Source organism: Comamonas sp. C11, assembly GCF_024496285.1.
In the GTDB taxonomy this organism is placed as follows: Bacteria; Pseudomonadota; Gammaproteobacteria; order Burkholderiales; family Burkholderiaceae_C; genus Comamonas; species Comamonas testosteroni_F.
The window spans coordinates 1,553,992-1,567,316 of the sequence record NZ_CP101743.1 but is presented as its reverse complement, the minus strand read 5'-3'; the positions used below and the strand labels follow the sequence as shown (position 1 = coordinate 1,567,316).

The following is a 13,325-nucleotide window of genomic DNA, read 5'->3' as shown; positions in this document are numbered from 1 at the left end:
GCTCCTTACCCCGACCAGGGTGAGCCACCGATGCTAGCGAGACGCGAACATCCCCGGGGCTGCGAGGTTGTTGCGCTTCAGGCCTGGTGCAGATGGGACAGAACGGCCTCGAAATGCGCGTTCACATTGAGCGCCGGCGCATGGCCGCAGTCCGGCACCTCCAGCCAGGTCAGCAGACCTCGGGCACCGGGGCCGCGCTGCTGCATTTGCTCGGCCACCGGCTTGAGCACCAGATCGGACTCCTCGCCGCGCAGCAACAGCACGGGCAGTTGCAACGCGTCATAGTGATCCCAGAGCAGATAGTCGTTGTCATGCTCGGTGAACTGCTCGATCATGCGCGGGTCGTAATGCGGCGTGACGCGGCCGTCATCGCAACGACGCGTGCTGGTCTCGGTCAGCTTGCGCCACTCGAAATCGCTGAGCCAGCCATAGGGCTTGTAGGCTGCGCGGAAAAAGCCTTCCAGCTCGGCGACGGTGTCGAACACCGGCGGGCGGCCGGCGTAGCTCTTGATGCGGGCCAGCGCAGCCTCGGCCAGCTCGGGCGCATTGTCGTTGAGCGTGAGCGTGAGAATGCGGTGCCTGAGATCCGGCTCGAACAGGCCGGACGCACAGACCGTACCTATCGCGCCGCCCATACTGGTCCCCACCCAGTGCACCTGCTGCAGCGCCAGCGCATCCATCAGCTCGCGCGCCAGCAGGGCATAGAAGCGCAGCCGATAGTCCTCGCGCGGGTTGCGGCTCCACTGGCTCAGGCCGCGGCCCAGCGTATCAGGGCAGATGACGCGATAGCCTTGCGCCACGAGAAACTGCGCCAGTGCATCCATGTCGCGGCCCGTGCGTGCCAGTCCGTGCCAGGCGATCACCGTGGCCTTGGTCGGACCTTGCGGCTGCCAGTCAAGGTAATGAATCTCATAGCCCGCGCAGTTCGCATAGCGGGATGCCGGCACGATGGCCGCAGAAGCGCAGTTGTTGGGCATGGCAGGTTTCAGCATCAAAAAGGCCTCCAGCGCTTATTTGACAAGCGCCATCAGCTATCAAATTCGGTAGTTGGCCGGCAGCCATAGCTACCGGCCGGTCATGCGTATCAGTCCGGCACGCGAATGGCTCCAGCGCTGACCTCTATCCTGTCGGCCGCTGCCGGAGTGCCGGCAATCAGCGGCAGATTGGCCGGCTGTATGGCCGGTGCCTGGCCCGGGTTGCCACCACGCGGCACGGTGCGCACCACCTGGCTGGGCGGCAGCGCCTTGCCGTTGGCAAGATGGTCATACATGGCATCGAGCGCGCGGTTCAGATAGACATGCAGCGGTATGTAACGCGTGTCGTAACCCGGCAACACGGTGGGCAGGCCGATGAAGCTGTCGAAGTGCTGGGCATTCGTGACCTCCACGTAGCTGAGCTTGCTGGCAGCGCCTTCCACTTTCCGGTTGAGCGCCACATAGGGCCGCGTCGTGTGGTTCACGGGCAGCAGCGCATCTGCACGGCCATGGACGATGATGGCCGGCTTGCCCTGCAGATTGCCGTTGCGCCTTGTCTCGTCGATACCGGCCTGCAGCGCCCTGGCGGCGCCATCGTTGCCCGTGACGAGATTGCGCAGGCACAGCGCACCCGGCGTGTTCCAGTCGACCACGCCCGAGTCCATCGAGACGGAGAGGAAATCGCGCGCGGCACCGAACTTGCCCTTGTTGTTGATGAGCTGCACGCCACTCGATGGCGGCACGCCGTTGCCCGTGGAGAACATGCTGGCCAGCGCCCCGGGGGCCAGCGGCGTCACTGCGCCCGCAGCCGTCGCACCGGCATAAGAGTAGCCGCAGAGGTTGTCCTTCACGCTGGCGCGCGAGAGCGAGTTGGCAAAGGTGAGCGACACAGCGGGCGCCACCTCAAAGGCGGCCAGCGAGGCATGCAGCTCGCTGGACTCCGGCTCCCAGCCATAGTCGCGCAGCTTCTGCAAAGCTTCTTCGGCCTGGGCCGCCGTGGTCGTGGCGTTCAGCAAACCGGCAGTCCTGAGCGCCGCGCAGCGGTTGGGCGCAATCGGCAGAGCCGCGCTGGCAAAGCCCGCAGCAAACGCAGCCGCATAGGGCGAGCCGCTGACCGATGCCGCCAGCGAGGCGCAGGGTTGATAGAGATTGGCATAGCTCGTGAAGTCCACCAGCGTCTTGCCCACCACAGGCAGTGCCGTGCCGCCGCGCTGCACGCTCACGCCGGGGCTGGCAGGCAACTCCACCGCAGGCTCGGACACGGCCACGCCGTTGATCAGCCCCTGCGAGTCCTGCTCGGCGGCGGCAATCGCCGCGCCGCCGCCGTTGGAGATGCTTGATGCAATGACGATGGTGTTGCTCGGCTTGAGCGTCCGCAGGCGTTCGCCCAGAACGTTGCGGTCCCCATAGCGCTCGTTGAGCACGTAGTAGGCGAACTCCACGGCCTGCAGCGTGGTACGGCCCCAGTCCTTCTCTGGGTTCTGGCCCGAGTGCGCATGCTTGAAGGCAAAGCGGTTGGGCGTGGCAGTGTTGAAGGCGGCCAGTTCGCCTGCCGTGAGTCCCGCATTGAATGCAGCCTGCTTGCCCGCTGCGGCAGCCGTGCTGCGCGTGCCGTCGATCAGTGGCACGGTGTCGTTCATGAGGTCGTGCGGAGCGGCGCCCGTGCCCTTGTCGGAATAAGCCACCGCGCAGCCGCGCTTGAGCCCCCATTCGCCCGTGGTGATGGCGCCGTACACGCCACGCGAGCCCGAAGCCGTGGCGGTGATGATGCAGGCCTTGCTCGGGTCGAAGCTGGCCGGCACCTGCACCATGAGCGTGACGTTCCTGCGGCCCGAGCCGTCGTCCGAAAACGCGATGTACTCGGTGCCGGCAATCCTGCCTTCGCCGGCCGTCACCCGGCCCTGCGCATCCACATTGGGGCCGTAGAGCGTGCCGTAGCCACCCGCGGCCGTCATGTCCAGCATGGCGCGGTAATTGGTGTAAATGGCCAGGCGGCGCAGCTCGGCCGCCGTGGGCTGGAGCGCAATCGCAAAGCCCGGCGCCGTGGCCGCGGCCAGGCCGCTCTTGCCCAGGCCCGCGGTCAGCAGGTCATCGCTGCTGCCGTCATAGCTCTGCTGCCGCACCGTGCCCAGGTAGCCGGGCTTTGCATTGAGCTCGCCTCCATCGCCGCCCCCGCAGGCGGTCAGCGCGGCAGCCGCCAGCACCGCTAGGGCCGCGGGCGGCAAGGCAATCGCATAGGTCTTCTGCATGGGCTTTGTCTCCTGTCGTAGTGAAAGCAGTCAGAGAAGGGATGCCAGTAAAAGATGTCAGGGTTTGCGCGCCGCAGCCGCGCGCAGCCGGCCAACCACGCCGCTAGGGAAGTAGTAGACCGAGAGCACGAACAGCAGGCCCAGCCACAGCAGCCAGCGGTCCGGCGACAGCAGGGCCGACAGCCATGGCAGGCTGATGGCGGCTTCGCTGCCTAGCCGCAGCAAATCCTGCAGATAGCTTTGCGCGACCAGAAAGATGACAGAGCCGATCACCGCGCCATAAATCGTGCCCATGCCGCCGATCACCACGATGAGCAGGCAGTCCATCATGATCTCGAACGAGAGCGAGGTATCTGGCCCGTTGTAGCGCAGCCAGACGGCCAGCATGGCGCCTGCCACGCAGGCGAACAAGGCCGACAGCACGCTGGAGGTGGTACGGTAGACCACCACGCGGTAGCCAATGGCCTCGGCACGGAATTCGTTCTCGCGGATGGCTTGCAGCACGCGGCCGAACGGCGAATTGACGATGCGCAGCAGCATCAGTACCAGAACCACGGCCACGGCAAACAGCAGGTAGTAGCTGAGAATCTTGCCGTCGATGAGGATGCCGAAGATCTCGTTCTCGAAAGGCTCGAAGCTGGGTGACAGCCATTCGGGCATCTTGAAGGTCAGACCGTCCTCGCCTCCGGTCCAGTCCGACAGCTGCGACGCCAGGGTCTGAAATGCAGCCGCCACGGCCAGCGTAATCATGGCGAAGAAGATGGCGCGCACACGCAGGGAGAACAGGCCGATGGCCAGAGACAAAAGCAGCGACACCAGCAGCGCAGCCCCCAGACCCAGGGCCAGCGCCCCCCAGCCCGGCCCCAGCCGGCCTGAGGCAATGGCAACACCATAGGCGCCTATGCCGAAGAACATGGTGTGGGCAAAGCTGACGATGCCGGTATAGCCAAGCAGCAGGTCAAAGCTGGCCACCAGCACCACAAAGATCAGCACCTTGGCCGCCACATTGAGCGCCTTGACGCCGGGAAAGAGAAACGGCGCCACGGCCAGGCCCGCGAAGATGGCCAGCAGCAGCACGGCCAGCACGCGACTGCGCGGCATGTCGCCGGAGAGCAAACGGTTGAGCATCAGACTAGCCTTTCAAACTTTCATGGCGCCACGTATGCAGCCGGCATGCACCAAGCCAGTTGCCACCGAGCAAGGGCCTGGGCCGGCCGCGCCGCCCCGCTGCGAGGGTGGAGTCCCCCTTCCAGGGGGAAGGCGCGAAGCGACTCTGGGGGTATCTCATCTGTTGGCGACCGGATAGATGCCTTGGGGACGCCACAGCAGGACGGCCACCATGAGCGCGATATTGGAAAACAGCGCCACCTTGGGCACCAGAAAGCCCGCATAGTTGGCCATCAGTCCCACAAGCAGCGCACCGATCAGCGCGCCGCCCGTGCTACCCAGGCCGCCGATGATGATGACGATGAAGATCAGCACATTGACCTGGGCACCCATCTGCGCCACCACGTTCTGCTGGTACAGGCCCCACATCACGCCACCCAGCCCGGCCAGGGCCGAGCCCGCAACAAACACGGCCACGAACAATCGGCGCACACGGTAGCCCAGGGACTCGACCATCTCGCGGTCCTGCACGCCGGCGCGGATCAGCAGGCCGATCTTGGTGCGCGCCAGAGTCCAGGCCAGCACCGCAAACACGGCGGCGCCCACGAGCACGGCGAAGACCCGGTATTTCTCCACGGCCGCGTCGCCCAGCAGCCAGGCCCCCTTCATGGCTTCGGGCAGCGGCAGCGGAATCTGCTGTGGACCCCAGATGACCTTGATCAACTCCTCGCCGATGATCATGCCGCCCATGGTGATGAGAATCTGCTTGAGGTGCTGGCCGTAGACGGGCCTCACGATGAAGCGCTCGAAGGCCAAGCCCAGGGCACCCGCCACCAGCATGGCCATCACCATGGCGGGCAGCACGGCCACCAGGTTGCGCCACAGCTGCGCCGAGCCCGTCCAGTCGCCCATGGCGCCGAGCACGCTGGTGGCAACGAAAGCCCCCAGAGCGATGAACACGCCATGGCCGAAGTTGAGCACGTCCATGAGGCCGAACACCAGGGTCAGCCCCGAGGCGATGATGAAGACGATCATGCCCATGGCCAGGCCCGCAACCGTCAGCGTCAGCCAGGTACTGGGCGAGCCCACCAGCGGCAGCGTCACCAGCGCCAGCAGCGGCACCAGCAACAGCGGCTTGTAATCCATATCCTTGAAGCTCATGCAGGCTCCCTCCGATTGCCCGCCAACACGCCCAGATCAATGGCAGCTTGCGAGTAAGACATAAAGACGGATGGCATGTCCGATGCGATTGCCTTCATAAGGACAGCCCCAGCAGCGACTGCTGCAGTTGCGCGTCGGCCGCCAGATCGGCCATGCGGCCCGCGTGAATGACACGGCCGTTGTCCATCACGGCCACGCCGTCGCCCAGGCGTTTGGCGAAGTCGATGTTCTGCTCCACCAGCAAGATGCTCACGCCGCTGGCCTTGAGCTGAGCAAGGGCCTCGATCATGTTGTTGATGATGGCGGGAGCCAGGCCCTTGCTGGGCTCGTCGACGATCAGCAGATCACGCGGCTCGACAATGGCGCGCGCCACGGCCACCATCTGCTTCTGCCCGCCGCTGAGCTTGCCAGCGGGCGCATTCCAGAACTTCTGCACTGCCGGGAACAGCTGGTAAATCCAATCCAGCCGGGCTGCATCCATCTGGCCCGCATGGGCGGCGGCGCGTGCCGCCAGCAGCAGGTTTTCCTTGACCGTGAGGTCGGCAAAAATGCCCATGTTCTCGGGCACATAGGCGATGTTGAGCTGGGCAATCGCCGGCGTGGCCAGGCGCGTGATGTCCTGCCGGCCGAAACGGATGCTGCCCTTGCCGGCCTGCCACAGGCCCATGATGGTGCGCAGCGTGGTGGTCTTGCCCGCGCCATTGCGGCCCAGCAGCATGGTGACCTCGCCGCGCGGCACAGCCAGGTCCACGCCGTGGAGAATGTGATAGGCGCCGATATGGGTGTGCACGCCCTGGAGTTCCAACAGTAGCTCGCTCATGGCTGTTCTCCCCTTCCCCCGGACGGGGGAAGGCTGGGATGGGGGGGAGCGTCAGTGCCGCCAACGGCATCCTGGGGCGTCAGCCCCAGGTACGCCTGCTGCACCACGGGCGAGGCAATGACTTCGGCCGGTTTGCCGTCAGCCACCAGCGTGCCGTTGGTCAGCACGATGATGCGGTCAGCCAGTTCGCGCACCACATCCATCTTGTGCTCCACCAGCAAAATGATCTTGCTGCGATCCTTCTTGAGTTCGCGAATCAGGTCGAGGATCACCGGCGCCTCGTCATGGCTCATGCCCGCCGTGGGCTCGTCAAACATATAGACCTGCGGCTCCAGCGCCATGAGCAGCGCCACCTCAAGCTTGCGCTGGTCGCCATGCGGCAGGGCCGAAACCGGCTCATCGCGCCGCGCCCACAGCGCCACTTGCTCCAGGATTTGCTGCGCACGCGCCAGCAATGCGCGGTGGTCGCTCCAGATGCTCCAGAGGTTCATGCCACGCCGGTGCGCGCCCTGGCGCGTGGCCTGCACGGCCAGGCGCACGTTCTCCAGCACCGACAGGGCCGGAAACAGATTCGTGAGCTGAAAGGCCCGCCCAAGGCCGGCACGCGTGCGCGCCGAAGGCGGCAGGCCCGTAAGGTCGCGCCCCTGCAACGACACCCGGCCCTCCGTGGCCCGCAGTTGCCCGGAGATCAGATTGAAGTAAGTGGTCTTGCCCGCGCCATTGGGGCCGACGATGGCCGTCAGCGTGCCCGGCTCGAAGGAGCAGGTCACGCTGTTGACCGCCACATGGCCGCCAAAGCGGATGGTGAGCTTGTCTGTGGTCAGCATGGATGAAAAGGAGAGATTCCGGGCATGGCGGCAGGCAGTTGCAAGAATTTCAGGCCAAAGCAGCCTCCAGCGCTTGGTGGACAAGCGCCATCAGCTATCAAAAGTGGAATGGACACCCGCCGCATTGCGGGCCCCTCAGTCAGCGCCCGTTGCGCACGGGAACGTTCATTTCCTCAGGCTTGATCTCGCGCACCAGCTCGGGCACGCCCCAGGCCATGGCCGGATCGTTCTTGATCCTGAAGTGGTACATGCTCTGCATGGCCTGGTGATCTTCCTTGCGGAAGGTCATGACGCCCTTGGGTGTATCGAAGCTCATGCCTTCCATGGCCTTGATCAAGATGTTGGTCCTGGTGTCGCCGCCACTCTTCTTGAGTGCTGTGACAATGGCCATGGCGGCCGAGAAGCCGCCCGCCGTGAAGAAGTCCGGCGGAGCCTTGAACTGCTTGTAGCTCATGGAGACCATGGCTTCGTTCACCGGATTCTTGGGAATGCCGAAGTAATAGTAGGTGGCGCCCTCCATGCCCGGCAGATTCTTGTAGGCGGCCATGGCGGGCAGTATGTTGCCGCCCGTCGCAATCTCGATGCCGTAGCGCTTGAGGTCCATGTCGACGATCTTGAAGGGATTGCCGGCACCGGCCCAGACAATCCAGATCACCTTCTTGCCCGGAACATCCTTGAGCCTGTCGATCAGGCGCTGGGCGCCGGCCGTGAAATCGGTGGTGGCTGCGGGCAGATACTCTTCATGCACCAGCTTGCCCTTCTTGACCGCTTCCTTGAAGGCCTTTACGCCGTCGCGGCCGAAGGCATTGTCCTGGGCCAGTGTCGCAATCGTCACTCCGGGCTTGTCGATGGCTACGGCATTGCTGATCGCATCCTGGCTGGAGTTGCGTCCGGTGCGGAAGATGTATTTGTTCCACTTGTCGCCGGTGATGGAATCGGCCACGGCGGGCTCGACAATCAGGATCTTCTTGTACTCCTCGGCCACGGGCAGCATGGCCAGCGCCACACCCGACGCGCTGGGGCCGACAGCCAGATCGGCCTTGTCGTCGGAATAGGCGGCGGCCAGCAGGCTCTTGCCCAGGTCGGGCTTGCCCTGGTCGTCTTTCTCGATCACCACCAGCTTCTTGCCTGCCACCGTCATGCTGCCGCCCGTGGCGTATTCAAGCCCCATCAGCAACCCCGCCTGCGTCTGCTTGCCATAGGCCTCCAGCGGCCCGGTCTTGCTGTAGACATGGGCAATGCGGATTTCAGATTGCGCCAGGGCGCCGGGAACATGAACCACCATGGCCGCCAGAACGGCCGCCTGCAACAGGCTGCGCTTGTGCATGTGTTGTCTCCTTGAGGATGGATGCGGTGTGTCCGCTTGTCTTTGTATGGTGTGCAGTTAGCAGTCTTCGTGCCAGTCTGGTTTTCCTCTGAGTCTTGTTTCAGCTCGCATCCAGATTGCCTGAAAATCAGACAAAAAATGCCTTAAAAAAAGACACTGCACAATTTCAATACACTGCTTCAGGCCTCGCCTCGGTCAAAGTTCAAGCTCCATGAAAAAAGGACCACCGGGGTGATCCTTTGAGCTTTCATGCGGCATCGCGTTTTCTGTCCAGCTCCAGCAGCCGTACGGCGTTGTCCTTGAGAATGCCGGGCATGACCTCGGGCTTGAAGCCGGCGACCTCGAAGTCCTTCATCCAGCGCTCGGGCGTGATTAGCGGGAAGTCGCTGCCGAACAGCACACGGTCCTTGAGCAAGGTGTTGGCGTACTGCACCAGCTGCTTGGGGAAATACTTGGGACTCCAGCCCGAAAGATCGATCCAGACATTGGGCTTGTGCAGCGCCACCGAGATCGCCTCGTCCTGCCAGGGAAAGCTGGGATGGGCCATGACGATCTGCATATCGCCGAAGTCCACAGCCACGTCGTCCAGCAGCATGGGGTTGCTGTAGGCTAGGCGCAGGCCGCCGCCACACTTCATGCCGCTGCCGATGCCGCTGTGGCCGGTGTGGAAGATGGCGGGCAGCTTGTAGTGGTTGATGACCTCGTAGATGGGCCAGGCCATGCGGTCATAGGGATGAAAGCCCTGCACCGTGGGATGGAACTTGAAGCCCTTGACGCCGCATTCGGTGATCAGGCGTTCGGCCTCGCGCGCACCCATCTTGCCCTTGTGCGGGTCGATGCTGGCGAACGCCACCATCATGTCGCTGTTCTCGCGTGCGGCATCGGCAATCTCTTCGTTGGGGATGCGGCGGCGGCCCAGTTGGGCCTCGCTGTCCACAGTGAACATCACCAGACCGATCTTGCGCTCGCGGTAGTAGGCAATGGTTTCGGCGATGGTCGGGCGCAGCGAGCTGCCGAAGTATTTGTCGGCCGCGCGGTCGTACTCCTCGCCATAGCTGTCAAAGGGATTGCGGCAGCTGACTTCCGCATGGGTATGGAAGTCGATGGCGATCAGATCTTGATGGTTCATGGGTGGGTCTGCTTTGGGTATTAAGTCAAATCAGCCTCAAGCGCTTGTCACGCCTGCGGCACCTGCTCTCGAAATTGAACAAAGAAATCAATACTCGATGGATTGGCCATGGCATCGGGGCTGGCCACCTTGGCCGCGTCCGCTCCCAGCAGCAGCTTGCGCACAGGTACCTCCATCTTCTTGCCGGTGAGGGTGCGCGGAATCTCGGCCACTTGTACCACCACATTGGGCACATGGCGTGCCGAAGCCTTGGTCTTGATGGCGTTCTTGATCTGGGCAGTCAGCTCGCCCGTCAATGCCTGGCCTTCGGCCAGAGTCACGAACAGCGGCATGAAGGAAGGTCGGCCCAGGTATTCAAGGTCGACCACCAGGCTGTCCTTGACGGCGTCAAGCTCTTCGACGACACGGTAGATCTCCGCTGTGCCCATGCGTATGCCGAAGCGGTTGATGGTGCTGTCCGAGCGTCCGTAGATCACAGCCGTGCCGCGCTCGCTGAACTCGATCCAGTCACCATGGCGCCAGTAACCGGCAAACACGTCGAAATAGCTGTCGTGGTAACGCGCCCCGCTCTCGTCATTCCAGAAGAACACAGGCATGGAGGGCATGGGCTCGGTAATCACCAGCTCGCCGACCTCGGCCACCACCTTCTGGCCCTGTTCGTTGAAGGCATGGGCAGCCACGCCGAGTTCGCGGCACTGAATCTCGCCCGCGTTGACGGGCAGTATGGGCGCGCAGGCCACAAAGCCCGAGGCGATATCCGTGCCGCCACTGATCGAAGCCAGCCACAGATCGCTTTTGACGTTCTCATAGACCCAGGCATAGGCATCGAGAGGCAGTGGCGAGCCCGTGGAGTTGATGGCACGCAGCTTCTCGAACTGGCGCCCCTTCTTGGGCGAGACACCATCCTTCATGCTCTTGATGAGGAAGGCTGCGCCGCAGCCAAAGATGCTGACCTGGTATTGGTCAATGAAGTCCCAGAGCGCATCATCATTGGGCGCCGTTGGGTTGCCGTCGGACAGGATCACGGTCGCGCCGGCCAGCAGGCTGCCTATCATCAGGTTCCAGACAATCCAGCCCGTGCTGCCCAGGAACATGAAGCGATCGCCGGGCAACACATCGTGCTGCAGGCGATTGGTCTTGAGGTGGGTGAGCACGATGCCGCCATGACTGTGCACCATGGCCTTGGGCAGGCCGGTGGTTCCCGACGAGTACACCACCCACAGCGGATGGGAGAACGGCACGCGCTCGAACTGCAGCGGCGCTGCACGGCACGTTGCATCGGCCCAGCTCATGCAGTCACGCCAGGGCACGGCCGCATGTTCGGCATCGCTGCCGAACAAGGGCCCCGGCACATGAATCACCTGGGCAATATCGGGCAGTCCCCTGAGCACCTCGTCCAGCACTTCACGGCGATCGAACTGCCTGCCGGCATAGCTATAGCTGTCGGTCGCGAAAATCAGCTTGGGCGCAATCTGCTGGAAGCGATCCAGCACCACGGATACGCCCATCTCCGGCGCGCAGCTGGACCAGATGGCGCCAATGCTGGCACAGGCCAGAAACGCCACCACGGTCTGCGGCACATTGGGCAGATAGGCCACCACGCGATCGCCACGCCCTATGCCCAGACCGCGCAGGCTTGCCGCCAAGGCGCCCACATCGCGCTGCAGCTGCTGCCAGGAGACTTCGACCGGGGTCTGGCCCTCGCAGCGCGCAATGATGGCCGGACGCTGGTCGCTGGCCTGGCGGAAGATGTGTTCGGCGTAGTTGAGCCGGGTTTCGGGAAACCACTGCGCACCGGGCATCTTGCGGCTGGCTAGCACCTGCGTCGGGTCACCATCGGCCTGAATGTCGAAATAGTCCCAGATGGAGCGCCAAAAGCCTTCGATATCGGTTGCCGACCATTGCCACAGCGCCTCATAGTCGGGGAAGTCACGGCCACGGCTGTCGCGCAGCCAGTCCATGTAATGCCACAGGCCGCTTAGCTCCTGCTGTTGCTGCGTGGGCCTCCACAATTCCTGCCCTTGTACCAATGCCATGCTGTCTCCGGACTCAAATTAGATATTTTTTATAACTATATAAACAAACAAAGCCCTGCCCACCAAGGGCAATCCCTAGCATGGCTCATAAATTCAGCTTCTCGAGCCGGTGATACAGCTTGGCGCGCGATATGCCGAGCGTCCTTGCAACGGCCAGCTTGTTGCCCCCATGGGCCTGCATTGCGGCCCGTATGGCGCGGGTTTCGAGATCGGCCATTTGCTCGGCCAGCGGCTTGAGCAGATCACCCGCCGCTGGCATCGCCGCCATGGTCTCCTGAGTCAGGGGCTGCCGATGCGGCGCCTGAAGCTCCACCCCGGACGAGCGCAGCACCTGCGCCAGCAGGCCGGCATCGATGTGCGAGTCATCGCAGCGCATGGCGGCCTGCTCCAGCACATTGCGCAGCTCGCGAATATTGCCCCGCCAGGCCTGTGCGACCAGCAATTCCAGCGCCCCCTTTCCCAGCTCCGGCGGAACCATGTCGTTGCGCAGCGCCAGATCCTCGCAGAGCACTTCCACCAGGGCCGGGATATCGCTGCTGCGCTCGCGCAGCGGCGGCACGCGAACGGGCAGCACATGCAGCCGGTAGAACAGGTCTTCGCGGAAGCGCCCGTCGCGCACCATCTGCAGCAGATCCCGAGAGGTGGCGGCCACCACGCGCACATCGAAATGCACGATCTGGTTGGAGCCCAGCGGCTCGATCTCTCCCTCCTGCAAGGCGCGCAGCAGCTTGGCCTGCAGACTGGCGGGCATGTCGCCGATTTCGTCGAGAAACAGGGTGCCGCCATCGGCGAGCTTGAACTTGCCATCGCGCGTCTTGCGCTCGGCCCCGGTAAATGCGCCCGGCGCCACGCCGAAGAATTCGGCCTCCAGCAGCGTCTCGGGAATGGCCGCGATATTGACGCTCACAAATGGACCGGCAGACCGCGCCGATGCGGCATGGATGGCATGGGCCAGCACCTCCTTGCCAGTACCGGTCTCGCCCAGCAGCAGCACAGGGCTCATGGACTGGGCCGCCCGCCGCGCCTGGCGCTTGACCTCGACCGCAGCCGGGCTGCTGCCCACAAAACTGGCAAAGCTGTATTTGCTGCGGCGCGAACCCTGTACCGACGCCTGCAAGCTGCGGCTGCGCTGGGCAGCCAGCTCGCGCCGCGCTTCATCGAGATCGCGCTGCAGCATCGCGAACTTGCTGATCAGCGGCTGCAGGGTCGTCTCGGGCTGATCGAACAGCACAATGCCGATGGCACCGATCACGCCTCCTTCGTCGTCATGCAGCGGCAGGCGACTGACGACAAAGGTCCCGGCACTATTGGTCAGCAGATCGATCAGGACAGGCTTGCCGGTCTCCAGCACGCTGCGCATCTGCGTGTTGGGGATGACCTCCTCCACCATATGCCCGAGAAAGTCGCCCACACCGGCCACGCCCAGGCGCGGCAGAAAGCGCTCGTAGCCTTTGTTGACCCAGACAATGCGCCCGCTTCTGTCGACCAGAAACATGCCCTGGCTCATTGACGAGAACAGCTGAAACATGGACCGAGCCGCCAATGCATAGATGCCGTCGGCATCGTCGGGCAGCTCGCAAGCGAAATCGTTGGGTAGCAGTTGGCTCATTTCCATCATCGCGCCATGGTAGGGCGACATTACCCCAAAACCATCGGCACAGACCTCTAGCGCCTCTTGCACACTATCAATACATG

The 13,325-nt window shown here is 63.7% G+C and carries 10 protein-coding genes; all 10 read right to left on the bottom strand.

Translation table 11 applies throughout. The features are described from left to right. Positions 1 to 77: 77 nt before the first annotated feature. Positions 78 to 992, bottom strand: a complete 915-nt coding sequence (locus NOX35_RS07150) for an alpha/beta fold hydrolase (protein ID WP_256496224.1) — start codon at positions 990 to 992, stop codon at positions 78 to 80. Between the two features lie 92 nt (positions 993 to 1,084). Continuing rightward, the gene (locus NOX35_RS07145; RefSeq protein WP_256496223.1) at positions 1,085 to 3,223 is read right to left on the bottom strand and encodes a D-(-)-3-hydroxybutyrate oligomer hydrolase; all 2,139 of its coding nucleotides are present in this window, start codon (positions 3,221 to 3,223) and stop codon (positions 1,085 to 1,087) included. Positions 3,224 to 3,280: 57 nt separating this feature from the next. Next, on the bottom strand, positions 3,281 to 4,351 hold the full coding sequence (locus NOX35_RS07140; RefSeq protein ID WP_256496222.1) for a branched-chain amino acid ABC transporter permease: 1,071 nt from the start codon (positions 4,349 to 4,351) through the stop codon (positions 3,281 to 3,283). Positions 4,352 to 4,507: 156 nt separating this feature from the next. Further along, positions 4,508 to 5,491, bottom strand: a complete 984-nt coding sequence (locus tag NOX35_RS07135) for a branched-chain amino acid ABC transporter permease (protein ID WP_256496221.1) — start codon at positions 5,489 to 5,491, stop codon at positions 4,508 to 4,510. 94 nt (positions 5,492 to 5,585) lie between these two features. Next, positions 5,586 to 6,311: an ABC transporter ATP-binding protein gene (locus tag NOX35_RS07130; protein ID WP_256496220.1), complete on the bottom strand. Its 726-nt coding sequence runs from the start codon at positions 6,309 to 6,311 to the stop codon at positions 5,586 to 5,588. Beyond that, on the bottom strand, positions 6,308 to 7,138 hold the full coding sequence (locus tag NOX35_RS07125; RefSeq protein WP_256496219.1) for an ABC transporter ATP-binding protein: 831 nt from the start codon (positions 7,136 to 7,138) through the stop codon (positions 6,308 to 6,310). The genes NOX35_RS07130 and NOX35_RS07125 overlap by 4 nt, the downstream gene beginning before the upstream one ends. A gap of 139 nt (positions 7,139 to 7,277) precedes the next feature. Continuing rightward, complete coding sequence (locus NOX35_RS07120; RefSeq protein WP_256496218.1) at positions 7,278 to 8,465, bottom strand: substrate-binding domain-containing protein; 1,188 nt, start codon at positions 8,463 to 8,465, stop codon at positions 7,278 to 7,280. Positions 8,466 to 8,712: 247 nt separating this feature from the next. Next, a complete protein-coding gene (locus tag NOX35_RS07115) occupies positions 8,713 to 9,594 on the bottom strand; it encodes an amidohydrolase family protein (RefSeq protein ID WP_034357944.1) in 882 nt (293 codons plus the stop codon). Between the two features lie 47 nt (positions 9,595 to 9,641). Continuing rightward, positions 9,642 to 11,630, bottom strand: coding sequence for an acetoacetate--CoA ligase (locus NOX35_RS07110; protein ID WP_256496217.1), 1,989 nt, complete (start codon positions 11,628 to 11,630; stop codon positions 9,642 to 9,644). Positions 11,631 to 11,715: 85 nt separating this feature from the next. Then, a complete protein-coding gene (locus NOX35_RS07105; RefSeq protein WP_182286152.1) occupies positions 11,716 to 13,239 on the bottom strand; it encodes a sigma-54-dependent Fis family transcriptional regulator in 1,524 nt (507 codons plus the stop codon). Between the last annotated feature and the right edge of the window lie 86 nt (positions 13,240 to 13,325).

Excerpts from the sequence above, each read along its gene's own strand:
- NOX35_RS07150 (WP_256496224.1), bottom strand. The coding sequence starts at position 992 with ATGCTGAAACCTGCCATGCCCAACAACTGCGCTTCTGCGGCCATCGTG.
- NOX35_RS07145 (WP_256496223.1), bottom strand. The coding sequence starts at position 3,223 with ATGCAGAAGACCTATGCGATTGCCTTGCCGCCCGCGGCCCTAGCGGTG.
- NOX35_RS07140 (WP_256496222.1), bottom strand. The coding sequence starts at position 4,351 with ATGCTCAACCGTTTGCTCTCCGGCGACATGCCGCGCAGTCGCGTGCTG.
- NOX35_RS07135 (WP_256496221.1), bottom strand. The coding sequence starts at position 5,491 with ATGAGCTTCAAGGATATGGATTACAAGCCGCTGTTGCTGGTGCCGCTG.
- NOX35_RS07130 (WP_256496220.1), bottom strand. The coding sequence starts at position 6,311 with ATGAGCGAGCTACTGTTGGAACTCCAGGGCGTGCACACCCATATCGGC.
- NOX35_RS07125 (WP_256496219.1), bottom strand. The coding sequence starts at position 7,138 with ATGCTGACCACAGACAAGCTCACCATCCGCTTTGGCGGCCATGTGGCG.
- NOX35_RS07120 (WP_256496218.1), bottom strand. The coding sequence starts at position 8,465 with ATGCACAAGCGCAGCCTGTTGCAGGCGGCCGTTCTGGCGGCCATGGTG.
- NOX35_RS07115 (WP_034357944.1), bottom strand. The coding sequence starts at position 9,594 with ATGAACCATCAAGATCTGATCGCCATCGACTTCCATACCCATGCGGAA.
- NOX35_RS07110 (WP_256496217.1), bottom strand. The coding sequence starts at position 11,630 with ATGGCATTGGTACAAGGGCAGGAATTGTGGAGGCCCACGCAGCAACAG.
- NOX35_RS07105 (WP_182286152.1), bottom strand. The coding sequence starts at position 13,239 with ATGAGCCAACTGCTACCCAACGATTTCGCTTGCGAGCTGCCCGACGAT.